Origin of the sequence: Nocardia australiensis (assembly GCF_020733705.1) — a bacterium.
Taxonomy (GTDB): domain Bacteria; phylum Actinomycetota; class Actinomycetes; order Mycobacteriales; family Mycobacteriaceae; genus Nocardia; species Nocardia australiensis.
This window is the reverse complement of sequence record NZ_JAJFZM010000017.1, coordinates 23,528-47,240: the sequence shown is the minus strand read 5'-3', so window position 1 is coordinate 47,240 and position 23,713 is coordinate 23,528. Positions and strand designations below refer to the sequence as shown.

Annotated in this window: 21 protein-coding genes and 4 tRNA genes; 12 read left to right on the top strand and 13 right to left on the bottom strand. The window is 65.7% G+C overall.

Annotation, left to right across the window (positions count from 1 at the left end):
* Positions 1–86: 86 nt before the first annotated feature.
* The 6 genes from dapB to LKE06_RS29435 all read left to right on the top strand — a co-directional run bounded on the left by dapB (position 87) and on the right by LKE06_RS29435 (position 5,192).
* Positions 87–833, top strand: coding sequence for a 4-hydroxy-tetrahydrodipicolinate reductase (dapB, locus tag LKE06_RS29460; RefSeq protein ID WP_228002673.1), 747 nt, complete (start codon positions 87–89; stop codon positions 831–833).
* A gap of 187 nt (positions 834–1,020) precedes the next feature.
* Entirely contained in the window at positions 1,021–1,554 is a 534-nt protein-coding gene (locus LKE06_RS29455; RefSeq protein WP_228002672.1) for a hypothetical protein, read from the top strand.
* A 56-nt stretch (positions 1,555–1,610) separates the two neighbouring features.
* Entirely contained in the window at positions 1,611–2,012 is a 402-nt protein-coding gene (locus tag LKE06_RS29450) for a flavodoxin family protein (protein WP_228002670.1), read from the top strand.
* Positions 2,013–2,192: 180 nt separating this feature from the next.
* Positions 2,193–2,900: a response regulator transcription factor gene (locus LKE06_RS29445; protein WP_228002669.1), complete on the top strand. Its 708-nt coding sequence runs from the start codon at positions 2,193–2,195 to the stop codon at positions 2,898–2,900.
* Positions 2,864–4,180 carry an ATP-binding protein gene (locus LKE06_RS29440; protein WP_228002667.1) on the top strand — a complete coding sequence of 439 codons (1,317 nt, stop codon included), beginning with the start codon at positions 2,864–2,866 and terminating at the stop codon, positions 4,178–4,180. The genes LKE06_RS29445 and LKE06_RS29440 overlap by 37 nt, the downstream gene beginning before the upstream one ends.
* Complete coding sequence (locus tag LKE06_RS29435; protein WP_228002665.1) at positions 4,173–5,192, top strand: DUF8320 family protein; 1,020 nt, start codon at positions 4,173–4,175, stop codon at positions 5,190–5,192. The genes LKE06_RS29440 and LKE06_RS29435 overlap by 8 nt, the downstream gene beginning before the upstream one ends.
* Positions 5,193–5,791: 599 nt before the next feature.
* Here LKE06_RS29435 and LKE06_RS29430 read toward each other — a convergent pair.
* The 5 genes from LKE06_RS29430 to LKE06_RS29410 all read right to left on the bottom strand — a co-directional run bounded on the left by LKE06_RS29430 (position 5,792) and on the right by LKE06_RS29410 (position 11,914).
* A complete protein-coding gene (locus tag LKE06_RS29430; protein ID WP_228002664.1) occupies positions 5,792–7,021 on the bottom strand; it encodes a dihydrolipoamide acetyltransferase family protein in 1,230 nt (409 codons plus the stop codon).
* 16 nt (positions 7,022–7,037) lie between these two features.
* On the bottom strand, positions 7,038–8,024 hold the full coding sequence (locus LKE06_RS29425) for an alpha-ketoacid dehydrogenase subunit beta (protein ID WP_228003255.1): 987 nt from the start codon (positions 8,022–8,024) through the stop codon (positions 7,038–7,040).
* A 53-nt stretch (positions 8,025–8,077) separates the two neighbouring features.
* Entirely contained in the window at positions 8,078–9,121 is a 1,044-nt protein-coding gene (gene pdhA / locus LKE06_RS29420; protein ID WP_228002662.1) for a pyruvate dehydrogenase (acetyl-transferring) E1 component subunit alpha, read from the bottom strand.
* 11 nt (positions 9,122–9,132) lie between these two features.
* Positions 9,133–10,581, bottom strand: a complete 1,449-nt coding sequence (gene lpdA, locus LKE06_RS29415) for a dihydrolipoyl dehydrogenase (RefSeq protein WP_228002661.1) — start codon at positions 10,579–10,581, stop codon at positions 9,133–9,135.
* A 157-nt stretch (positions 10,582–10,738) separates the two neighbouring features.
* A complete protein-coding gene (locus LKE06_RS29410) occupies positions 10,739–11,914 on the bottom strand; it encodes a PucR family transcriptional regulator (protein ID WP_228002659.1) in 1,176 nt (391 codons plus the stop codon).
* Between the two features lie 134 nt (positions 11,915–12,048).
* On the opposite strand from LKE06_RS29410, the gene LKE06_RS29405 reads away from it, so the two are divergent.
* Entirely contained in the window at positions 12,049–13,248 is a 1,200-nt protein-coding gene (locus tag LKE06_RS29405) for a winged helix-turn-helix domain-containing protein (RefSeq protein ID WP_228002658.1), read from the top strand.
* Here the strand turns inward: LKE06_RS29405 and LKE06_RS29400 are convergent, their stop codons facing one another.
* Positions 13,249–13,698 carry a hypothetical protein gene (locus tag LKE06_RS29400; RefSeq protein ID WP_228002657.1) on the bottom strand — a complete coding sequence of 150 codons (450 nt, stop codon included), beginning with the start codon at positions 13,696–13,698 and terminating at the stop codon, positions 13,249–13,251.
* 147 nt (positions 13,699–13,845) lie between these two features.
* On the opposite strand from LKE06_RS29400, the gene dapA reads away from it, so the two are divergent.
* Both dapA and LKE06_RS29390 read left to right on the top strand, forming a co-directional pair.
* On the top strand, positions 13,846–14,751 hold the full coding sequence (gene dapA, locus LKE06_RS29395) for a 4-hydroxy-tetrahydrodipicolinate synthase (RefSeq protein WP_228002655.1): 906 nt from the start codon (positions 13,846–13,848) through the stop codon (positions 14,749–14,751).
* Positions 14,751–16,829, top strand: coding sequence for a ribonuclease J (locus tag LKE06_RS29390; RefSeq protein WP_228002654.1), 2,079 nt, complete (start codon positions 14,751–14,753; stop codon positions 16,827–16,829). The genes dapA and LKE06_RS29390 overlap by 1 nt, the downstream gene beginning before the upstream one ends.
* A 63-nt stretch (positions 16,830–16,892) precedes the next feature.
* On the opposite strand, the gene LKE06_RS29385 is transcribed toward LKE06_RS29390, so the two are convergent.
* Both LKE06_RS29385 and LKE06_RS29380 read right to left on the bottom strand, forming a co-directional pair.
* The gene (locus LKE06_RS29385) at positions 16,893–17,441 is read right to left on the bottom strand and encodes a WKL family lipoprotein (RefSeq protein ID WP_228002652.1); all 549 of its coding nucleotides are present in this window, start codon (positions 17,439–17,441) and stop codon (positions 16,893–16,895) included.
* A 64-nt stretch (positions 17,442–17,505) separates the two neighbouring features.
* Positions 17,506–17,874 (bottom strand): DUF4189 domain-containing protein, encoded by a 369-nt coding sequence (locus tag LKE06_RS29380; RefSeq protein ID WP_228002650.1) that lies wholly within the window; start codon positions 17,872–17,874, stop codon positions 17,506–17,508.
* A 149-nt stretch (positions 17,875–18,023) separates the two neighbouring features.
* Between LKE06_RS29380 and LKE06_RS29375 the strand changes: the two genes are divergently transcribed.
* A complete protein-coding gene (locus LKE06_RS29375) occupies positions 18,024–18,647 on the top strand; it encodes a TIGR03085 family metal-binding protein (RefSeq protein WP_228003254.1) in 624 nt (207 codons plus the stop codon).
* 197 nt (positions 18,648–18,844) lie between these two features.
* The gene (locus LKE06_RS29370; protein ID WP_228002649.1) at positions 18,845–21,433 is read left to right on the top strand and encodes a DNA translocase FtsK; all 2,589 of its coding nucleotides are present in this window, start codon (positions 18,845–18,847) and stop codon (positions 21,431–21,433) included.
* Positions 21,434–21,459: 26 nt separating this feature from the next.
* Here the strand turns inward: LKE06_RS29370 and LKE06_RS29365 are convergent.
* The 4 genes from LKE06_RS29365 to LKE06_RS29350 form a co-directional block, all read right to left on the bottom strand.
* Positions 21,460–21,531 (bottom strand) — tRNA-Arg (locus LKE06_RS29365).
* 24 nt (positions 21,532–21,555) lie between these two features.
* A tRNA-Leu gene (locus tag LKE06_RS29360) sits at positions 21,556–21,632 on the bottom strand.
* An 11-nt stretch (positions 21,633–21,643) separates the two neighbouring features.
* Positions 21,644–21,717, bottom strand: a tRNA-Arg gene (locus tag LKE06_RS29355).
* Positions 21,718–21,729: 12 nt separating this feature from the next.
* Positions 21,730–21,813: transfer RNA gene (locus tag LKE06_RS29350), tRNA-Tyr, on the bottom strand.
* A gap of 519 nt (positions 21,814–22,332) precedes the next feature.
* On the opposite strand from LKE06_RS29350, the gene LKE06_RS29345 reads away from it, so the two are divergent.
* Positions 22,333–23,343 (top strand): TerC family protein, encoded by a 1,011-nt coding sequence (locus LKE06_RS29345; protein WP_228002647.1) that lies wholly within the window; start codon positions 22,333–22,335, stop codon positions 23,341–23,343.
* Between the two features lie 77 nt (positions 23,344–23,420).
* Here LKE06_RS29345 and LKE06_RS29340 read toward each other — a convergent pair whose 3' ends face one another.
* The gene (locus LKE06_RS29340) at positions 23,421–23,705 is read right to left on the bottom strand and encodes a YciI family protein (protein ID WP_228002645.1); all 285 of its coding nucleotides are present in this window, start codon (positions 23,703–23,705) and stop codon (positions 23,421–23,423) included.
* Between the last annotated feature and the right edge of the window lie 8 nt (positions 23,706–23,713).

Sequence of the window (23,713 nt, the reverse complement as noted above, 5' to 3'; positions counted from 1 at the left end):
GCCGGGCCGCACGGGTGGTGTCGACGGAGGTCCGACCACGCGCTCTCGATAGGCTTGCCGGGACTGGAGCGGAATGAGGAGGTGCGGTGACCATTCGGGTCGGAGTGCTCGGTGCACGCGGGAAAGTCGGACAGGCAATCTGTGCGGCGGTGGAGGCAACGGCCGATCTGGAGTTGGTCGCGGCGGTCGACAAGGATGATTCGCTCGACGCGTTCACCGAGTCGAATACCCAGGTCGTTGTCGACTTCACCCACCCCGACGTGGTGATGGGGAATCTGAAGTTCCTGGTGGAACACGGGATTCACGCGGTGGTCGGCACCACCGGTTTCGACGCCGCCCGCCTCGATGAGGTGCGCGGTTGGCTGGCTCAACGGCCGCAGACGGGCGTGCTGATCGCGCCGAACTTCGCCATCGGAGCGGTGCTGTCGATGCGTTTCGCCGAACAGGCGGCCCGATTCTTCGATTCGGTCGAGGTCATCGAGCTGCACCATCCGAACAAAGCCGACGCGCCATCGGGCACCGCCTATCGCACCGCCGGATTGATCGCGGCGGCCCGCGAACGCGCCGGCGTCGGCCCGAGCCCCGATGCCACGACCACCGAACTCGACGGTGCACGCGGCGCCGATGTCGATGGGGTTCGGGTGCACTCGGTACGACTGGCTGGGCTGGTCGCGCACCAAGAGGTGCTGTTCGGTACGCAAGGTGAGACCCTGACCATCCGGCACGATTCGATCGACCGGAACTCCTTCGCCCCCGGCGTCCTGCTCGGCGTCCGCGAGATCGCCAACCGCCCCGGCCTGACCGTCGGACTCGACCCCCTGCTGGATCTATGAGCGAGCTGGCCGAACGAGTCGGCGCCCGGCCCAGTGCGACTGTGGCGCGTGCCCGCCGTGCTGGGCGGCGACGCCCTGGCGCACATCGTCGGCGAGGTGCGTTCATGAGCGAGCGAAATTCGGGCACAGTCGAGCATTCGCTCGTGCTCGTGCTCGTGCTGGTGCCTGGTGTGGGTGAGGTGCAGGCATGAGCGAACAGGATTCGGTCGACCCGGCGGACTCCGGGCGTGGTACCGAGGTTCGCAAGGTTGTCGCGCTGCTCGCGGTGCTCGTGCTCGTCCTCGGCTTCTACTTTCTGCTGCTCGGCCGAATCTCGTTCAGCCTCATCGGGTCCGGCGATGTCGCGGCGATGATCATCGGCATCGGAGTTCTGATCCTGCCGTTCATCGGTGTGTGGATCGTCTACGCGACGGTGCGCGCGGCATTGTCGCACCAGTATCTGGCCCGTCGCATCCACGACGAGGGCCTGGAACTTGATACCTCCGAGCTACCCAGGCGCCCGTCCGGCCGCATCGAACGTGAGTCCGCCGACGCACTGTTCAACCAGGTCAAGCAGGAGTGGGAGGCCGACCCCGACAACTGGCGTGTTTCCTATCGGCTGGCCCGCGCCTACGATTACGCGGGCGACCGCAGCCGAGCGCGCGAAACCATGCGTCGCGCGGTGGCGTTGGAGAAGCTCGAACGTGACCAGCGGCTCGACCAGGAAAACGGTGGGGGATAGCCATCGTCGCCAAATTACTGATCATTCATCACACGCCATCGCCCCACACGCAGGCGATGTTCGAAGCGGTGTTGTCCGGTGCGACCGATCCCGAGATCGAAGGTGTCGAAGTGCACCGGCGCGCCGCATTGTCCGTCACCGCCACGGACGTGCTCACCGCCGACGGCTACCTGCTCGGGACACCGGCGAATCTGGGCTATATGAGCGGCGCCCTCAAGCACGCGTTCGACACGTTCTACTACCCGTGCCTGGATTCCACCCGTGGCCGTCCGTATGGCCTGTACCTGCACGGCAATGAAGGTACCGAGGGCGCTCAACGGGGCGTGGAGAGCATCACAAAGGGGCTCGGCTGGGAAAAAGCCGCCGCGCCGGTGATCGTGTCCGGCCCGCCGAGCAAGGATGATATCCAGCAGTGCTGGGAACTGGGCGCCACCATCGCGGCCCAGTTGATGTCCTGATGCCGGTGATGTCCTCATCCGGCCCGAGGGCCGGTAGAGAGTCCGGTGACGATGTGCCACGGTTGAGATCCGAGGTGTCCCCCGATTTTTGGTGGCTGACCTCAGCGAGGACCGGCCGGGCATACTCGGTGTGACGTTGTTTCGGTGCTGTGAACGAGTTGCTCGGGATAGGAGTTCGTGGTGACCTGGGTCGAAGGGGACGAGCGCACATCGCGCCGGATTGGGCTGGTCGAAGACCATGAATCGGTCGCGATCGGGCTCGCGGCCATGCTCGCACCGGAACCGGATCTCGACCTGGTGCTGACGGCGGGGACCGTGCCGGAACTATTGACCGCCGCCGCGCAACGGCCGGATACCGTACCGGGGCGGCCGGCCTTGGATTTGGCCGTATTGGATCTGCGGCTGGCCGACGGATCCTCGCCCGAGGACAACGTGCGCGCCCTGCGTGATCGTGGCATCGAGGTGCTGGTCTTCACCGGCGCGGACAATGCTTTCTTGGTCCGTGCCGCGGCGAAGGCCGGTGTGCTCGGTGTGGTGCGCAAGTCCGAGGATGTGCCGACCGTGGTCGCGGCCGTACGTCGTGCGGCATCCGGTGAACAGGTCGTGACCACCGACTGGGCCGCGGCCATCGATGGTGACCCGCAGCTGTCCAATGTTGGCCTGAGCCCGCGACAGGAAGAGGTGCTCACCCTGTACGCATCGGGTGAGAAGGCCTCGCGGGTGGCGCGGCTGACCGGTCTGTCCGAGCAGACAGTCAATGACTACCTAGGCCGGATTCGGCAGAAGTACTCCGATGCCGGTCGCCCGGCGCCCACCAAAACCGATCTCTACAAGCGGGCGGTGGAAGACGGATGGCTGCCGGTTCCCGAGCGGCGTCCACACGCATGATCGCGTCCAGCGCGCTGGACACTCCGACACCCGTGGCCGCACCGATACCTGATCAGGTCAGGGTGGGTCGGTGGCGGCGTGGTTTGGCGGCGATGTCGCGCGACAGCGATGCCGAGCCCGCGTCCGATCGGATCCTGCGTAAGCTCGGCCTGACCGTCGGTATCGCCGGAGTGATCGTCGCCGTGGTGGAGTTCCCGGACATCGCCGAGCAGAGCCGATCCGTCGCGGGCGGCTGGACGGTCCTGGTGGTCGGTTCAGCGCTGGGGTGGTTCCCGATACTCGCGCTGGTGTCGCTCATGCGCGGCAGGCGCGCTATCCGTGCGGTGGCGGGCGTAGCGGCGGTGAGTTTTCTCGCGGCGATGGCAATGATCCCCTTCGTCTATAACGTGCCCGACGCCTCCTCGGTGTGGGTGTATCGAGTGCTCGCGCTCGGCGTGCTCGCCGCCGCGCTGGCGTGGCGTCCACCCCTGTCGATCATCTACCTGCTGGTGGCGGTCGCGGAGGCGGTGCTGGCGAATCGTGCGGTGGTACCGGGCGCGACCACCTGGTCGCTGATCGGTGACTTCGCCAGGGCCGCCGGACTGTGCGCAATGTTCTTGTGGTGCATCACCTATGCGCTCGCGGCGGCGGCACGGGTGGATCGCGAGTCGGTAATGGCGAGCAGGCGTGCGGCCGCGGTGGCGGGTGCGGCGGCGCGGGACCGTGAACGCGCCCGATTCGCCGCGCTCATTCATGACGGGGTGCTGTCGACGCTACTGGACGCGTCTCGGGCCGGTACCGAGTCGCCGGTGCTGCGCCGTCAGGCCGAACGGACACTCGAGCAACTCGATGAATGCCGCAGCGACAACACCGAACCCGATCGGTTGGACGCGCAGTCCGCGGTCGGATTCCTCCGATCGGCGGTGCATGAGGTTAACCCGGGAATCCAATTCACCGCGCGCCGCTGGGCCGGGCTCGACGATCTGCGGCTGCCGGTCGACGCCGCGGGCACGATCGCCGCCGCCCTCGCCGAGGCGGCACGCAACAGCTTGCGCCACGCCACCGTGCCTGGTCGCGCGGTGCAGCGGATGGTCACCGTCACGATCAGTGCGGGCGGTATCCGGGTGGTGTTCCGAGACGATGGCGCCGGATTCGAGCTGGACCGGGTTCCCGCCGATCGGCTCGGTGTGTCGGTGAGCATTCTCGGCCGGATGCGGCAACTCGTGGGAGGCGCGGGATTCGTGGAATCCCAACCGGGGCAGGGAACCACAGTCACCCTCGTGTGGGGTGGCGATGGCTGACCGTGATACCGAGTTCGGCCTGCGTGACCTGCTCGGTCTGCGCGATCGTTGGGCGTGGCTTTTCCTGATCATCTTCGAAGTGACCATCGTGCTCTACATGCTGCACACCTTCACCCAATCACCGCTGATACCAGCGGTTTCCGCACTGCTGATCATGGTCGCCGCCGGTGTGGTCGTGCTGGTGATTCCGGTCGATCCACTGCCGTGGTCTGCCACGGTGTTCGTCGCGGTTGCCGGACCGGTGGCAACGGCACTGACGACGATCGACATCGCGAACGGCCTGACCGAAACGGTGTGGACCGCGTTCGCCTCGTCCTATGTACTCGCGGTGTTGGTGCTGCGGGGCCGCCTGGGGGCGGCGTGGCTGGGAGTTGTCGGGATCGCGGCGGTGATCACTGTCGTCGCCTCGGTCTCCGGAGTTCAGACGGGCGTGGTGGTCGGATCGATCGTGCCGGTCGCGACCGTCGCGGGAATTTCGGTGTGCGCGGCGATCATGCGACCGACGCAGCGATCGCTGCGCCTACTGCGCGAAGAGGCCACGATGCGGGCGGCCGCCGAGGCGACGATGGCCGCCGAGAACGGCGAGCGAGACCGGCAGTTGGCTCGGCTCGACAAGGTTGCCCGGCCGATTCTCGAACGCATCGCGGGCGGCGCCGACCTGACCGCCGCCGAGCGCGAGCAGTGCAGGTTGCTGGAAGCCGAACTGCGCGACGGACTTCGGGCACCACAACTGGTTACCGACGAGTTGAGCAGCGCGGCACGCGGCGCCCGCTCGCGCGGTGTCGAGGTGGTCCTGCTCGACGACGGCGGGTTCGCCGGGGTGCCACGCTGGGTCCGTCAGCAGGTCATCGAATCGGCGACAAGGGAATTGGACGCCGCCAACGCGGGCTCGGTCACCGTGCGAGTGCTACCGATGGGCCGCCGGATCTTGGCGACGGTCCTCGCGAACGCACCCGATCGCGACCGGCGCACCGAGATCGACACCGCCGGTGAGGTGTCACTGTCCACCTGATAGGAGCTGCCGGCGCAGTCGGTTTGTTGGCCGTACCGGGAGCGGCGGAGGCGGGCAGTCACCAAATGGGAATTGATCGGTGAGCCTACGTCTGGGCGTGAACAGTCAGGGTGAGGCTGATTAACCGAGTCGCCGGTCGGTGAGTTTCGTGAAGCGCTGATGGGGGCGTGCCATCGACACTGATCCCTTAAGGTCGCCGCCGAGTTACCTTGGGCTCCAACAGGGTTCATTCGCTTATTGGCTGCCGAGCCGGGCGCCCCACCAGCCTGCTTACATGCCCACTCCCCACGACAACAGGGAGCTGAGCCCGAACATCACACCTCACCCACCGGCCGCCCAGCAACAGAAACAGTCAGTGCCGCACCACCCCACTTACGTGCCCACTCGCTATGACACCAGTTTTCGAGCGTAGCGAGATCGAGCACTAGAGTTCGCGGCCGGCTCGCGTCCGAGGGGCAAATACGAAGCGACGCAGGAGCAAGTATTTGCCCCTCGGACGCGAGCCATAGGGGGCCGCGAACACGCAGCGCCGAAGGCGCTGCCAAACAACACAGCGCGAACACGCCGCACCAGCGGCCAAAAACCCAGCCCAACACCTCTCAGGTCACGATGCGCAGTGGGTGTTCCAGCAGTTGCCGCAATTGCTGGAGGAACTGTGCGGCTGTCGCTCCGTCGACGGCGCGATGGTCGGCGGACAGGGTGACCCGCAGTACTTTGCGCACTACGACCTGTCCGTCTTCGAGGTGCAGCCCGTCGGTGACGGCGCCGACTGCGAGAATGGCGGCTTCGGGTGGGTTGATGACCGCGGTGAACTGTTCGATGCCGAACATGCCGAGGTTGGAGATGGTGAAAGTGCCGCCGCTCATTTCGTTCGCGCGCAGTTTGCGTTCGCGCGCTCGTTCGGCCTTGTCACGGCTTTCGGCGGCAATCGCGGAAACGGACTTGCGGTCGGCGTCTCGAATGACCGGAACCACCAGTCCCGCGGCGATCGCGACTGCGACGCCGAGGTGAATACCGTTGTGGCGCAACAGTTTGTCGCCCGCGAAGGAGACGTTCAGTGATGGGTCGGCGCGCAGGGTGACGGCGACTGCCTTGACGATCAGGTCGTTGATGCTCACTTTGCCCGCACCCGCGGCCTGCAGGCTCGCATTGATCTCGGCACGGAAGGCCAGCAGTTCGGTGACATCGATCGCGCTGGTCAGATAGATGTGGGGGGCCTGCTGCATACTCTCGGTCAGGCGTTTGGCGCTAACCTGCTGGACGGTGCTCAGCGCCACCTCCTCGAAGTCGCCGGCGGCGGTGGCCGGTGCGGCGGCTACGGGAGCGTTGATCGCGGGTTCGGTGGGAGGCTGAGCGGATTCCACGTCCTGGCGGGTGATCCGGCCGCCGGGACCGGTGCCGGTCACGCCGTCGATATCGATGCCCAGCTCGCGGGCGATCTTACGGGCCAGTGGTGAGGACTTCCGGCGCTCGACAGGCGCATCGGGTGAGGTAATGCCCTGTGCGCGAACGGTTTCGGTGACTGCGGTCGGCGCCGGGGCGGTCGATGCGGCCGGAAGAGGCGCCGGCGCGGCGGATTTCGACGATATTCCGCTGCCGTCGCCGAGGATCGCGATCGGACTGCCGATCGGCACCCGCGTGCCGGCCTCGGCGAAGATTTGTTCGAGCACGCCGTCGTCGAAGGCTTCCAGCTCCATGAGCGCCTTGTCGGTCTCGATTTCAGCGAGAATATCGCCGCGCGCGACCTTGTCGCCGACCTGTTTGAGCCAGGACACGACGACACCCTCTTCCATCGTGTCGGAGAGCCGGGGCATAGTGATTTCAGTCATTGGTGTCCTCGGGTTCTCAGCGGCGTCGGCCCACGGCCGCAAGGGTTTCCAATGCGGCGGTATGCAGGGACTCGGCGGAGGGCAGGGCGATCTGTTCGAGGGTCTTGGCATAGGGCAGCGGCACTTCCGCCGCGGCGACCCGGCGGACGGGCGCGTCCAGATAGTCGAAGGCGCCATCGGAAATTGTGGCCGCGACCTCCGCGCCGATGCCGTAGGTCAGCCAGTCGTCCTCGGCCACCACCGCGCATCCGGTCTTGCGCACCGAGGCCACAATGGCGTCTCGATCAAGGGGGCGCAGGCTGCGCAGATCGATGACCTCCGCCGAGATGCCGGATTCGGCGTGCAGCTGTTCCGCGACCTGGGTGGCGATGGTCGCCATCCGTGAGTAGCCGATGAGGGTGATGTCGGTGCCCACTCGGGTGACGGCTGCCTTGCCGATTTCGGCGGGCGGAAGATCGTCGGGCACTTCACCTTTGGTGTTGTAGAGGGCGAGGTTCTCCAGGAACAGCACCGGATCGTCGTCCTCGATCGCGGCGCGCAGCAGTGCGCGAGCATCGGCTGGGGTGCTCGGCGCGACCACCTTGAGTCCGGGCACGAACGCGTAGTAGAGCTCGATATTCTGCGAATGCGTGGCGCCGAGTTGCTGACCCCCACCGCCTGGGGTTCGGATGACCATGGGCACGCTGGTCTGGCCGCCGAACATTCCGTAGATCTTGGCGGCGTGGTTGACGATCTGATCCAGCGCGAGCAGCGAGAAGTTGATCGTCATGAGCTCGACGACCGGTCGCAGCCCGAGCATGGCGGCGCCGACGGCGGCGCCGACGAAACCTTCTTCGGCAATCGGAGTGTCACGCACGCGCTTTTCGCCGAATTCGGCCAGTAAGCCCGCGGTGATCTTGTAGGAGCCCTCGAAGACGCCGATCTCTTCCCCGATCAGGAAGACATCGTCGTCACGCCGCATTTCCGCGCGCAGGGTTTCGCGCAGCGCTTCGCGATAGGTGATGACAGGCACGGTTGTCCTTATTGATATCAATGGCAGCGGTCGGATGAACTGGCTCAGAAGAGCGGATCGGCGGGCAGCCTGCGGGATTCGCCCGCGACCGGGGTGGCGTAGGTGTAGTCGAAAAGGCTCGACGGGTCCGGGTGCGGGCTGGCGTCGGCGAAGGCCACCGCGGCGTCGACCTCCGCTTCGACGGACTGCTCGATCGCCGTGACATCGGTGTCATCCAGCACACCGGCCTCGATCAGATCCGCGCGCAACCGTGCGATCGGATCGGATTCCCGTGCGGTGGAGGCATCTTCGCTACTGCGGTACTTCGCGGGGTCGACCACGGAATGCCCCTTGAGGCGATGGCTGACCGTTTCCAACAGCGCCGGTTTGCCTTCCCGCCGCGCCGTCTCCACCAGATCGCGGGCGATATCGCGCACCGCGAGCACGTCGGTTCCGTCGACCTGTTCACCGCGCATCCGGTAGCCGGCCGCGCGTTTGTACAGGTCGGGCTCGGCGGAGGCGTTCTCGACGGTAGTGCCCATGCCGAGCTGATTGTTGATCACGACGAAAACCACCGGCAGTCGCCACAGCGCGGCAATGTTGAGCGACTCGTGGAAGGCGCCGATATTCGTTGTGCCATCGCCCATTTGACATACCACCACGTCGTCACCGCCGCGGTAGTCGATGGCAAGTGCGGCGCCGACGGCGAGCGGTAGTTGACCGCCGACGATGCCGTAGCCGCCGAGCAGTCGAGTAGCGGTATCGAACATATGCATCGAGCCACCCCAGCCCTTCGAGGTACCGGTGGTGCGGCCGTAGAGCTCGGCCATGACCCGGCCGGGTTCGATGCCCTTCGCGATGGCGTAGCCGTGTTCGCGATAGTTGGTGAACAGGTAGTCGGTTGGGCGCATAGCTGCCGCCAGTCCGACTACGGTGGCTTCCTCACCGAGATTGAGGTGGCAGTAGCCGCCGATCTTTGCCTGCGCGTAGCCCTGGGCGGCGCGTTCCTCGAACCGCCGCACGAACATCATGTCGCGCAGATAGCCGCGCAGTGTCTCGGCGTCCTCGGCGGCAAAAGTTATGGGGGCGTGGTCGATTGTGTCGGTCACGGTGCTCCTCGTCAGCGCTTACGCGGCGCGACGTGCACGGGCAGGCCGAGCGCGGTCAGCGCTGCCTCCATGCCGATCTCGCCGAGGGTGGGGTGGGCGTGGATGGTGTCGGCGAGTTCGTCCAGAGTTGCCTCGAGGGTGATCGCCAGGGCGCCCTCGGTGATCAGGTCACTGGCCGACGGGCCGATGATGTGCACGCCGAGCACCTCGCCGTGCTGTTGTCCCGCAACGATTTTCACGAAACCTTCGGTGTCGCCGAAGGTCTTGGCTCGACCGAGCGCCGCGAACGGGAATCGGGCGGCGACGACCTCGTGCCCGGCCGCCCGCGCGGCTGCCTCGCTCAGGCCGACGCTCGCGATCTCCGGATGGGTGAACGTCGCCGCGGGGATCGCGGTGTAGTCGATCCGGTTGTCGTGTCCGGCAATGACATCGGCGGCGGTGAGACCCTGATGGGAGGCGACGTGCGCCAGCAGCGCCCGCCCGGTCACGTCACCGATCGCGTAGACGTGCTCGACATCGGTGCGTAACCGGTCGTCGACCGGGATGAAACCGCGCTCGTCGGTGGGGATTGCGGCGATATCAAGCCCCAGGTCTGCGGTGTTGGGGCGGCGGCCGACACCGACTAGGACCACATCGGCATCGAGTTCGCGAGCGTGCGGGCCCTCGATGGTGACACGCAAGGCGTCAGCCTGAGCGATCGAGGCGACGGTCGATCCGGTCAGCACGTTGATGCCGCGTGCGGCGAAGGAGCGTGCGAGGGCCGAGCCGATATCGCGGTCCTCGGCGGGCACCACGCGGTCCTGCATCTCGACGACGGTGACGTCGCTGCCGAACGTCGCGAACAGGCTTGCCCATTCGGCGCCCACCGCACTGCCTCCGACGATCACCAGCCGGTCGGGGACTGTGGTCAGGCCGAACGCGCCGTCGGAAGTGATGACGCCGGGCAAGTCGGCGCCGGGGATCGGCAGACGGGCGGGCACCGACCCGGTCGCGATGATCACATCGTGCGCGCTGACCTGTCGGACGGGTGTGGTCGGCGCGGCCGCGTAGCGCGGGCCGTCGGGCCCGATCGGAGACGGACCCACCTCATGCACCTCGACGGTGGTGGGGCCGGTGAAGCGGGCATGGCCCTCGATGACGGTGACGCCATTGGCCGCGAGCAATCCGGAGACGCCGTCGGTGAGCTCCTTGACGACCCCATCCTTACGCTGGCGAATCGCCGCGAAGTCGAACCGCACATTGTCGGCGTACACACCGAAATCGGCTGCGGCACTGACGGTATGGAATACCTCCGCCGAACGCAGCATCGCCTTCGTCGGGATACAACCCCAGTTCAGGCAGACCCCGCCCGGTCGCTCCTTCTCCACCAGACCTACCGAGAGCCCACGCTGGGCCGCGCGAATGGCCGCGACGTAGCCGCCGGGGCCACCCCCGATGACCAAGAGATCGAATTCCGGCACTCGTGGTGCTCCTCAGTCTCGAACGAATACGGCCACGCCGAGATTGGGCGTGGGCATAGTCTTCAAGTCTCGTCGGCGTGAAATGCACAAACAATGTCCCGAAAGCCCAGGAATGCGGGAACGAAAATGGGCGTTGTGCCCAATCCGGATGGGCCGATCAGGCTGTGTGGCCGGGGAGTTCGAGCGCCGTGAGCGCGAGGGACAGCTCGAGGTGGGATCGCTGCCCATCGAGCGGGCGGTTGATCAGTCCGGAGATGCGTTGTAGCCGGTTGAGTACGGTATTGCGGTGACAATGCAGGCGCGCCGCTGCATTGGCGGCCGAACAGTTCTCCGCCAGCCAGCCGGCCAGGGTCTGCAGCAGGACGGTGCGATCCTTCGCGGGTAGTTCCAGAATCGGACCGAGCGTGCGGTCGAGCAACAGTCGCACCAGGTCCGGAGAGCGGACCAGGAGGGCCTCAGGGTAGCGCTCATCCAGCGATACCAGGCCGGTGGCATCTCTTGGCAAGGTATCCAGGGCGAGCAGGGCGAGGGCATGGCCGGTGCCCAACTCGGCGAGCCCGGCGACCGTGGCCGAGGACGCCGCCCGACCACGGGCCAGCGGCCGCAGGTGGTGCAATACCGCGGCCCCAGCGCGGCGCTCGAGTGACACCAGCCCGATCGTGGTGTCCACGCGGGCGTGCCAAACCGACCGGATCTGTAATGCCGCCAGCACGGTCTCGGGTCCGGCCAGCGCCGATCGTCCATCAGGGAGGGTATCGGCGACGATCACCAGGTACGGCCCGAACGCGGGCATATTCAGCTCGCGTGCCGCCCGCACGGCGAACGTCGCGTCGCCCGCGCGCCCCGACAGCAGGTCCTCGATGAGCGCGTGTCTGCGCCGCTCGTCTCGGCGTACCTGTTCGAGCTCGGTATTGCGATAGGACGTGCACAGTGTCGATGACAATCCGTCGATCACCGCCCACATCGCCGTGCCAGCCGCGCGAATTTCGTGCGGTTCGATTTCGACGGCTTCGACGTTGTCCAGCAACGCTTCCCACACAATGGCGCCGCCGAGCCGGAACGTGCGCAGCATCGCCTCGAGTGGCACGCCCTGTTCGGCCCGCCACCGGCCGATTACGGCGGCGACGTCGTCATGTTCTGGATCGGTCGCTTCACCACACAACAGGTCCAGGACACGGGTGAGATATTGCCTGCACCCGTCGCGCAGTTCCGCGCGCGGCACCGAGGTGTAGTCCGTCCATTCCGGGTTGTCGGTGAAAATCGCCGTCATCAGGCGTTTGGTGAGTACCGCGACATCCGTGCGACAGGGCTCGGCCAGCTTCTGTGTGCCCACAGTGGAAAAAGGTCGCGACGCTCGCATGCACGTCGACGCTACGCCTCCCGAGATTTCGTCCTCGGCGCAAGTAGCGGGAGGACCTTGCGACCTGTGGGCCGAGGTTGTCACACGGCCATGGCAGAGTTCCGGTCATGCGGAAGATGAGTGCGGCGGCAGCCCGCCGGACGGCGCTGGCCGCGCAGGGCTTCGGGCGGCGTAAACCGGCCGCGACCAACCGCCGTGCGGTGCTCGATGTGCTGGCCAGAACCCAACTACTGCAATTGGATTCGGTATCCGCAGTGGTGCGGGCGCACTATGCGCCGGTGTTCAGCCGGATCGGCGGTTACGACCGGACCGTGCTGGACGAGGCCGCATGGAGCAATGGTTCGCGCCGACCACGGCGGCTGGTCGAGTACTGGGCGCACGAGGCCGCGTTGATACCGGTGGAGGACTGGCCGTTGATGCGGTGGCGGATGGCGAAGTACGCCAACGGTCGCTGGGCGGGCATGCGCCGGGTGGTGGAACGCAATCCCACCCTCGGCAAAGACATCCTCGACGTGATCACCGATGTCGGTGCCGTAACCGCCGGTGAGGTGGAACGCCACCTGGAACTCGATAAGCCCAAGCCCAAGGGCTCCTGGTGGAACCTCAGCGACACCAAAATGATCTGCGAGCAACTCTTCGCCGCCGGTGAGTTGTCGGTCGGCAAGCGGATCGGCTTCACCAGGCACTACGACCTGGTAGAGCGAGTGATCGCACCAGACATATTGGCGCGAGACGTCTCCGAGGCAGACGCGATGCGGGAACTGACCCGGCGCGCGGCCACCGCGCTCGGGATCGCGACCGAGGCGGACCTGCGTGACTACTACCGGACCCATCGCACCCAGACCGAACCGGCGATCGCCGACCTCGTCGATGCCGGAGAACTGGAACCGGTCGAGGTCGCCGGCTGGAACAAACCTGCCTATCTGCGGAGCGGTGCCGCGACACCGCGCCGGATCGAGGGCGCGGCGCTGCTGTGCCCGTTCGATCCGCTGATCTTCTTCCGGGCTCGCACCGAGCGCGTGTTCGACTTCCATTACCGGATCGAGATCTACACCCCGGAACCCAAACGGGTGCACGGCTATTACGTGTTCCCGTTCCTGTACAACGGCGAACTCGTCGGCCGCGTCGACCTTCGTGCCGAACGTGCCTCGGGGCGGCTGCTGGTTCCGGGCGCCTTCGCCGAACCGGGCCATTGCACCCCGGCCACCGCCGCCGCGCTCACCGGCGCACTGCGTGACATGGCGGATTGGCTCGAACTCGACGAGGTTGTGATCGGCACGAACGGCGACCTGGCGCCGCTGGTGTGATCAGGCGTCGCGCTTGGTTCCGTATCCGCGCATCTGATCGCGCAGCGCACCGGAAACAGCCCCCGACAACCACGAATTGAGCGACATCCCGCTCTGCGCGGCCGCTTCCTCGGCGCGAGACTTCATCTGCTCGACCAATCGCAGGGTGACGCGGCTGATATCACCGGTCATTTCTTCGAAGCTCGGGTGATCCTCGGCGGTGGTCGCCGAGTTCTTGCGCACATCGACGGTGGCGTCGGTGCCGTCGACCGACACGTGGACGGTGCGGTCGCCCAGTGCGGTGCTGACCTCCGCGGCCATGTCTGACAGCGCCGCGAGCAGCGCCAGCCGGGTGGCGCTTTCCGCCGCTGCCGCTAGTGCCGCCGCCGTGGCCTGGGTTTTTTCGTCGCCGAGTGCGGCGGCGGCGATCAGGTCGTCGCGCAGTCGCGTGGTGTATTTGTCGAGATTCATGACACCATAATGACGCCATAGGTGGCGTCACACAAGCGGCAATTTGATGTCATCGATGTGTCATGCGATGTGAATCACCGGCATGGGCAGGCCGAACGGCGGTCAGGGTGTCGAGGGCGTTTCATGGAGCGGGTAGCCTTTCTGACCATGACGAACGGTGAATCGACGCCAACGGAGCTGCGCGCGTCCGGCACGGTAGGTGTCGCGATGGTGACCCCCTTCAGTGCCGAGGGCAAGCTCGACGTCGATGCCGGTGTCGCGCTGGCGAACCGTTTGGTCGAGCGCGGCGTCGATCTGCTCGCGATCTCCGGTACCACCGGTGAGTCGCCCACCACCACCGAATCCGAGAAGGCCGATCTGCTGCGCGCCGTCGTCGACGCCGTCGGCGATCGCGCCACGGTGATCGCGGGCGCGGGCACTTACGACACGATGCATTCCATCGAACTCGCCCGCAATGCGCAGCGGGCCGGTGCTCATGGGCTACTCGTGGTGACACCGTATTACTCCCGGCCCACCCAGGAAGGTCTGATCGCGCACTTCACCGCGGTGGCCGACGCGACCGACCTCCCGGTGACTCTCTATGACATTCCGCCGCGCTCGGTGGTGCCGATCGCACCGGAAACCATTCGACGGCTCGCCGAACATCCGCGAATCGTCGCGGTCAAGGACGCCAAGGGCGATCTCGGTTCCGGGGCTGCCCTCATCGCCGGAACCGGCCTGACCTTCTATTCCGGTGACGATGTGTTGAACCTGCCATGGCTGTCGGTCGGTGCCGCCGGATTCATCAGCGTGATCGGACACCTGGTGCCGGAGCGGCTACGGGAAATGCTGGACGCCTATTCGGCGGGCGAAGTGGTGCGCGCCCAGGAGATCAATGTGCGTCTACTGCCGCTGTATCGGGCGATGGCCAGGCTCGGTGGTGTCGCGATGACCAAGGCCAGTTTGCATTTGCTGGGTGTAGAGGTAGGGGAACCGCGCTTGCCGCAATTGATGCCGTCGCTCGAACAACTCGATGAGCTGTCCGCCGATCTACGTATGGCAGGGGTTCTCTGATGAGCGACACGCCAGCACGCCGTCCCCGCCGTACCGCCTCACGCGCCGCGGGCGCGCCCGCGCTCGCACCAGTGCCGGTGCCGGTGCCGGCAGCGCAACCGGCACCGCAGGACAGTCCCACACAGCTCGACAGCATGGTGCTGTCCGCCGAAGCGGCACAGGTCGAAGCCGCTGGACAGGCCGCTAGTACCGTGCAGTCCGCGACACAACCCAAGCGCGCGAAACAGTCCGCGACCGCTGCGGCTCAGGCCCCAGCCAAGAAGGCACCAGCCAAGAAGCCCGCGGCCAAAAAGACGGCACCCGAGTCGTCTGCGCCGGCCAAGCGGCCCGGCCGTGGTCGTCAGCAGTCCGGTCGCGGCCGGGCCGAGCAGGCTCCGGCTCGTCCGACCGATCGACCACTGGCGGATCGGCTCGGCAGCCCGCCGAAGCTGCCGAAGAACGGTCTACGCGTTTTCGCCCTGGGCGGAATCGGCGAAATCGGCCGCAACATGACCGTTTTCGAATACAACGGCAAGCTTCTCATCGTCGACTGCGGTGTGCTGTTCCCCGAGGACCAGCAGCCCGGCGTCGATTTGATCCTGCCCGACTTCCGGCCCATCGAGGACCGGATGGATGACATCGTCGCCATCGTCCTCACCCACGGCCACGAGGACCACATCGGCGCGGTGCCGTTCCTGCTGCGGTTGCGTTCCGACATCCCGGTCGTGGGTTCGAAGTTCACCCTCGCGCTGGTGGCCGCCAAATGCCGTGAGCACCGGCTGCGCCCGAAGCTGGTCGAGGTGGTCGAGGGGCAGCACACCACGCACGGCCCATTCGGCTGCGAATACTTCGCGGTCAACCACTCCATTCCGGACGCGATCGCCGTCGCTATCCGCACGTCCGCAGGCGTGGTGCTGCACACCGGCGATATCAAGCTCGATCAGCTGCCGCTGGACGGTCGGCTCACCGACCTGGCCGGGTTCTCCCGATTGGGTGACGAGGGCGTAGACCTATTCCTGGTCGACTCCACCAACGCCGAGGTGCCCGGCTTCGTCACGCCCGAACGCGAGATCGGTGGCGTGCTCGACACGGTGATCGGAAAGGCACGCAATCGTGTCATCGTGGCGTCCTTCGCCAGCCATGTGCATCGCATCCAGCAGGTCGTCGACGTGGCACAGAAATACGGACGGCGGGTGTGCTTCGTCGGACGTTCCATGGTCCGCAATATGGAAATCGCCCAGGATCTCGGCTATTTGACGGTGCCGGACTCGGTGGTCGTCGATCTTGATGTCGCGGCCACACTGCCCGGCGACAAGCTGGTGCTGATCTCCACGGGCTCGCAGGGCGAGCCGCTCTCGGCGCTGTCGCGGATGGCGCGCGGCGAACACCGTCAGATCAATATCCGCCAGGACGATTTGGTTGTCCTGGCCTCCTCGCTCATCCCGGGCAATGAGAACTCGGTATTCGCGGTGGTCAACGGGCTGGCCAGGCTCGGTGCCACGGTGATTACCCAGCAGAACGCGAAGGTGCACGTCTCCGGGCACGCTTCCGCGGGCGAACTGCTCTATCTCTACAACGCGGTCCGGCCGACGAATGCCATGCCGGTGCACGGTGAATGGCGGCATCTGCGCGCCAATGCCGCCCTTGCCGTGGCCACCGGTGTGCCCGAGGACCGGGTGGTGCTCGCCGAGGACGGCGTGGTGGTTGACCTGGTCGACGGGATCGCCTCGATTGTCGGGCGGGTTCCGGTCGGACATGTTTATGTCGACGGACTTTCCGTCGGCGATGTCGGGGAATCGACCCTGTCGGATCGGCTGGTGCTCGGCGAGGGCGGATTCATTTCGATCACCGTCGCCGTCGACTCCTCGACCGGTAAGGCGGTCAGCCCGCCGGAGGTGAGCGGGCGCGGTTTCTCCGACGATCCGACCGCGCTGGCCGATGCCGCAGAACTCGTGGACGCCGAACTGCTGCGGCTGGCGGGGGAGGGCGTCACCGACACCCACCGTATCGCCCAGAGCGTGCGCCGTGTCGTCGGTCGCTGGGTCGCCGATGTCTATCGGCGCCGCCCGATGATCGTGCCGACCGTCATCGGAGTCTGAGACCCGCACAACAAGAAACCGCCGGATGATTGGTCATCCGGCGGTTTCTTTACTGTCTGGAACTCACTTCGCTTGGCAGGCAGCCGAATCCAGCTTCGCGGACTTCACGATATTGCACGTGAACTGGTGCGAGACCTGCCACTGGTCACCGACGGCGACGAACTCGACGAACGCGTTCTCCACCGGCGAACCGTCGATGGTGACCTTGGCGTCGGCCTTCAGCTTGCCGTCCTTCGGCTCCTGTACGCCGGTGATCTCCACCTTGACGTTCTGTGCCTTGGCCGCGTCGACAAGCTTGTTCACCAGCTCGGGATCGCGCTCGGCGTCCTGCACCCAGCTGATCTTTTCCTCGTTGCCGACATTCGGATCGAAGGCTTTGGTGATCCGGTCGTTGAGCAGCTGGGTGGACGGCTTCGCCAGGTTCGGCGGCGGCGTACTCGGCTTGGCCGAACCGTCGACCGGGTCGGAGTTCTTGCCCTCTTCGAACTTGCCGGCGGCCTGCGTCGTGCTCGTGCCGGAGTCGGAGTCCTTGTCGGAGCTGCATGCGGCGAGGCCGAATGCCGCAGTGGCGAGCGCTACCGCGACCGCCGCTCGAATTGATCGGTTTTTCACTACTTTTCCCCTGAATTGAATGTCGCGGACCTGGACGGTCGTCGCGACGGTGATGGCCTCGGAGTTACAGCGAGTAACCGCTGGTGCAGCGCCAGTCCACGACGTACCCGCCGTTGAGGCGACTCAACGCGGCCGAGCGGGCCGCGGAGTAGCTCGCGCGAGCCGCACCGCTCCACTGGCTCGACGAACTGGCGAGCACACCGCAGCCGTTGGTCCACGAGATCAGCACCTCGCAGCCGAGGCCGCAGCCCGCCACAGCGTTGCTCTCTGCTTCGGCGTAGCTGCTGTAGTTGTTCGAGATTGCGTAATCTCCGTTGTGCGCCACAGCGATTGCGCCGTAGTAGCCGTATTGGGCTTGCGCGGGCGCTGCGGTGGCCAGCACAGATCCAACCGTCGCCGCCACGATGGCGGCACCGGTGACGAACTTCTTCACAAAGAATCCCCTTCTTGCCTCATGGTCCATGACCCGATGGACCGAGAACAAGCTACAGAGCCGAAGCCTTCGGCGCCACCCTGGAATTCGCGGCCGATCGAATCTGTCTGGCAACGGCCATACTCGAGAAACCGACTATGTTCGAGCATGTGAACATGGCGCAGCGGGAACGTCGGGCACTGGTCGCGATGATGTCCACCATGGGACCGGACGCGCCGACCCTTTGCGGGGGATGGACCGTGCGAGATTTGGCCGCGCACTTGGTGGTTCGGGAACGACGCCCCGATGCGGCGCCGGGGATCCTGCTGAAGCCGTTCGCCGGATATCTCGAACGGGTGCGGCAGCAGGCCGCACGCAGGCCGTTTCCCGAATTGCTCGAGCAGGTTCGCACCGGCCCGCCGTGGTGGTCGCCACTGCGACCGGTCGACGCGGTGGCCAACCTGTCGGAAATGTTCGTCCACCACGAGGATGTGCGTCGCGGCTCGCCCGGTTGGGAGCCACGCGAACTGCCCGACGACGACGAGGCGAGGTTGTGGGCGCTGCTACGCAAGACCGGCCGGATGTCGTATCGGAAGGCGCCGGTCACCGTTGTTCTCGCAACGCCGGACGGTGAGCGCGTGGTCGTGCGTACGAGCGCCACTGGCGAGGTGACGTTGACGGGGAAGCCGTCGGAATTGCTGCTACACGCCTTCGGCCGGGACGAAGTGCGTATCGAGACCGCCGGTGAGCCCGAATCGGTGCGTGCTGTGCTGAGCCTGGATCGCTCGGTCTAGACGCCGGTCGTCGTCGAACACGGGAAAAGGCACCGGGATCGGTGCTTCCGGCCCGATCCTTGGCGCGGCGTGGTGGGAAAATGTGTCCGTACGGCGGCGTGCGCCACCTGGGATTCCGTCCAATTCTGCACGGTTGAGACGAGCGATACCAGTGTTGCTGATGGTCTGGATGGTGCGATTGCGGCTAGCCTGAGTCCATGGCAGGAAAGTCCCGCAGCTCCACGACCACTCGTGCGCGGGCGGGATCGGCGCGGGGGAGGACCACCACTGCTCGGTCTCGTTCGGCCACTCCGCGTGGCGCCGCGCCTCGTCGCGGTGCCGCCGCGCCGCGTGGTCGCGCCACTCCGGTACGCCGTCCGGCGCGCGGGAAGTCGAATACCGCTCCGCTGATGGTGATCAGCCGCGGCATCAGCAGTGGCTGGAACATGCTCGCTCGCGGCCTCGGCGCCACCACGCGCGCGATCAGCAGGGCCGGAGAGATCGAGCACGGGCATCGCCGCGACGGCGTCGCTCTCGCCCTCATCGCGCTCAGCGCCGTTATCGCCGCGGCCGTCTGGCTCTCGGCGGGCGGGCCGATCGGGCACTGGGTGGAGGCCGTTATTCGCGCGATCGCGGGTTCGGCGTCAGCCGGGCTGCCGTTTGTCGCCACCGCGATCGCGATCGTCTTGATGCGTACCGAGGCGCACCCGGAAATTCGCCCGCGATTGGTTCTCGGCGGACTGCTGGTCGGACTGCCGATCATGGGGTTGTGGCATATCGCGGCCGGTGCGCCGACCGACGGGCACGGGCGTTCGCACGCAGCGGGTTTCGTCGGTTTCGTGGTGGGCGGGCCGCTCACGAACGGACTGACGGCCTGGCTCTCGGTGCCGATTCTGCTGCTCGCCATCGTGTTCGGGCTATTGCTCCTGACCGGCACCACCGTACGCGAGGTGCCACATCGGTTGAGCCAATACTTCGGCACCGGCAGCGGTGGTGACGAATACGGTGACTACGACGGCGAATACGACCCCGCCAACTACGACGCCGACGGATTCCCGCTGCACCGCTCCGCCGGGTCGAAGCGGCGCGGACGCACCCCCGCCGAGAACTACCCGCCCGATGAGTTCGGCGATCCCGACGCCGTAACAGAGGCACTCGGCGAGCCGCCGCTTCGTGATGCCAAACCCGTTGCGGCCGAAGCGCCCGAGGAGAAGCCTAAGCCGAAGAAGCGGCCGGTCAAGGTGACCGACCAGACACCGCCGCCCCCGCCCAAGCAGATGGAATTGATCCCCGATCGAGAGATCGAGGGCGACTACGCGCTGCCACCGCTGACGCTGCTCACTGAAGGTGATCCGCCCAAGAAGCGCAGTGCCGCCAACGAATCGATGATCGAGGCGATCACCGAGGTGCTGGTGCAATTCAAGATCGACGCGGCGGTCACCGGATTCGTGCGCGGCCCGACGGTCACCCGGTACGAGGTCGAACTCGGGCCCGGCGTGAAGGTCGAGAAGATCACCGCGCTGACCCGCAATATCGCGTATGCCGTTGCGACGGAAAATGTTCGGTTGCTCGCCCCCATCCCCGGTAAATCCGCGGTCGGTATCGAAGTACCCAACGCCGATCGCGAACTCGTGCGCCTGGCCGATGTGCTCAAGGCGCCCTCCACCCGAAACGATCACCACCCGTTGGTGATCGGACTAGGCAAGAACATCGAGGGCGAATTCGTTTCCGCCAACCTGGCCAAGATGCCGCACCTGCTGGTCGCGGGTTCCACCGGATCGGGTAAGTCGAGTTTCGTGAACTCGATGCTGGTTTCGCTGCTGGGGCGGGCCACACCGGACGAGGTCCGGATGATCCTTATCGACCCGAAAATGGTGGAACTGACCCCCTACGAGGGTATTCCGCACCTGATCACCCCCATCATCACCCAGCCGAAGAAGGCCGCCGCCGCGCTGGCCTGGCTCGTGGAGGAGATGGAGCAGCGGTATCAGGACATGCAGGCCAACAAGGTTCGCCACATCGACGACTTCAACAAGAAGGTCAAGTCCGGCGCGATCACCGCGCCACTGGGTAGCGAACGGGTATACCGGCCCTACCCGTATATCTTGGCCATCGTCGACGAACTCGCCGACCTGATGATGACCGCCCCCCGCGATGTCGAGGAAGCCATCGTCCGCATTACCCAAAAGGCCCGTGCCGCAGGCATTCACCTGGTCCTGGCCACCCAGCGCCCCTCGGTGGACGTGGTCACCGGTCTGATCAAGACCAATGTGCCCTCCCGCCTGGCCTTCGCCACCTCCTCGTTGACCGACTCCCGAGTCATCCTCGACCAGCCCGGCGCGGAAAAACTGATCGGTATGGGTGACGGCCTGTTCTTGCCCATGGGCGCGGGCAAGCCAACCCGTCTACAGGGTGCGTTCATCAGCGACGAGGAAATCCATGCCGTCGTCGATTTCGCCAAGAACCAGGCCGAACCCGACTATCAGGAGGGCGTGACCGCCGCCAAGGCCGGCGAGAAGAAGGACGTCGATCCCGATATCGGCGGCGACCTTGATGTGCTGTTGCAGGCCGTGGAATTGGTTGTCACTTCACAATTCGGCTCGACCTCTATGCTGCAGCGCAAATTGCGTGTCGGCTTCGCCAAGGCGGGCCGCCTGATGGACCTGATGGAAACCCGCGGCGTCGTCGGCCCGAGCGAGGGCTCGAAGGCACGCGATGTGCTCATCAAGCCCGACGAACTCGAGGGTCTGCTGTGGTCGATCCGTGGCGGCGACCCGGAAGGGGCCGAGGGCTCGAACGAAGAGTAAGTGCCGACTACACCACACTCCATCGGTGCGCTCGCGAGGACTTGCCCCCAACCACCGGATTCGTATTCCGGTGCTCTGTCCAATTGAGCTACGAACGCATGCGTCCGCGTCGCGGCGCGGACTGGTTCCCTCGGCGAGATTCGAACTCGCACTGGCCGACTTCTAGGGACGGTGCCTCTTCCGATTGGGCTACGAGGGATGAGTTTTCGGTGCCCGTGGGTGGGATCGAACCACCGGCCCGCGCCGTCGGAGGACGCCGCTCTATTCCGCTGAGCTACGCGGGCCCGAAAACTTCGTGGCAGTAGGAGGATTCGAACCTCCGATGGCGTGAACGCACCTGATTTACAGTCAGGTCTCCTCGGCCGCGCGGGCATACTGCCAATCGTCGCTGTGAAATTGTGGTGGCACGAAAAAGGGGGCATCCCTTGGCCTGTGCCGCGGAATGACCCCTTGCAGGTCTGCTCGAAATCGAGACCTCAGGGGCCGCTCCGGACGCGCATCGACCGGCGCTCGGTCCGGATCGATAGTCGGGCACAGGCGCGGCGCGCACCATCGAGCAAGTCCCGCTGTCGGATCTGCATGATCATCTGCCTACGCCTTTCTGTGTGTCCCTGTTACGTCGTCGTCGACGCTAGCATCCGGACGCGACGTGGGAAACCTTTTTGCCCGGTGGCCGACCGGTGCGGCGCCGGTCGGATGGTTACGAGGCCGGTGGCGACGAGTCTTGTTGTAGCAGTTGAGATCAGTTCTTGCCGCGTCGGTCACGCCGGCCACTGTCGCGCGCGTATTGCGGTGGCCGCATGTGAAATTATCGACAGCAACTGCTCCGCAAGCCGACAAAAATGGGGCAAATCGGGCATGCTGGTTGTCATGACATTCCCCGTCGATCGGCCCGCCGCATGGATGTAACCGCACTCGAATGGGTGATCACGATTGTCGTGATCCTCGGGCTGTTCGTCTTCGACTTCTTCGCACACGTCCGCACACCGCACGATCCGAGCTTCAAGGAATCCGGAAGCTGGTCGGCGGTGTACATCGGGATCGCGCTGCTCTTCGGTGGGTTCGTTGCCTGGCGATGGGGTTCGACTTTCGCGGGCGAGTATTACGCGGGCTTCGTCACCGAGAAAGCGCTCTCGGTGGACAACCTGTTCATCTTCGTAATAATCATGTCGACCTTCGCGGTGCCGCGGATATACCAGCAGAAGGTCCTGTTGATCGGCATCGTGCTCGCCCTGGTGATGCGTGGCATCTTCATCGCGGTCGGTGCCGCGGCGATCAGCGCGTTCAGCTGGGTGTTCTATCTGTTCGGCCTATTTCTCGTGTACACGGCCTTCGGTCTGCTGCGCGAGAGCGGTCACGAGGTCGAGCACGAAGAGAAACGCGACAGCCGGATCGTCGCGCTGGCCAAGCGGGTGCTGCCGACCACCGACAGTTTCGACGGCGACAAGTTGATCACCAGCGTCGATGGGCGAAAGGTGGTCACGCCGCTGTTGCTGGCGCTGCTGGCGATCGGTTTCGCCGACCTGCTGTTCGCCCTGGATTCGATTCCGGCCATCTACGGTCTCACCAGCGAGCCCTACCTCGTTTTCACCGCGAACGCGTTCGCGCTCATGGGATTACGCCAGCTGTTCTTCTTGATCGGTGGTTTGCTGGAGCGTCTGGTCTATCTGTCCTACGGATTGTCGGCGATTCTCGCGTTCATCGGCGTCAAACTGGTCCTGCACGCGTTGCACGAGAACACGCTGCCGTTCATCAATGGTGGCGAGCATGTGAGTGTCCCGGAGATTTCCACGCCGACATCGCTCGGTGTCATCCTCGGAATTCTGATCGTCGCGACGGTGGCGAGTCTCGTCAAAACCCGAGGCACGGCGGGTAGTCAGGTCGACAGCCATCCCGGTGGCGGCCAATAGTCCAACGAACCGCGACCGTTGACATCGCCATACAGGACGACGCCAACGGTCGCGGCCGAGCAGATCAGGCCGGTCGATCAGGACGTGAACGTGCCCATCACCGGGAGCCATTCGACGGCACGGACGGCATCGATCAGTTTCTCGCGCGCGAAGGGATCCTCGGCCAGCGTGTTCACGAGCGCGGCCGCGTCGGGAGCCTGGAACAGCAGCAATGCGCCCGAACCATCCGGGTACGGCCCGCTGCTGAGTAGATTGCCTGCCTCGAGGTGGCCCGACAGCCAGGCCCGATGCTCGGGGCGACAGGTGTCGCGGCCGGGGACCGTGGCCTCGGAGTAGGTGTAGTGAACGGCGAAGATCGGCACGGTGGATC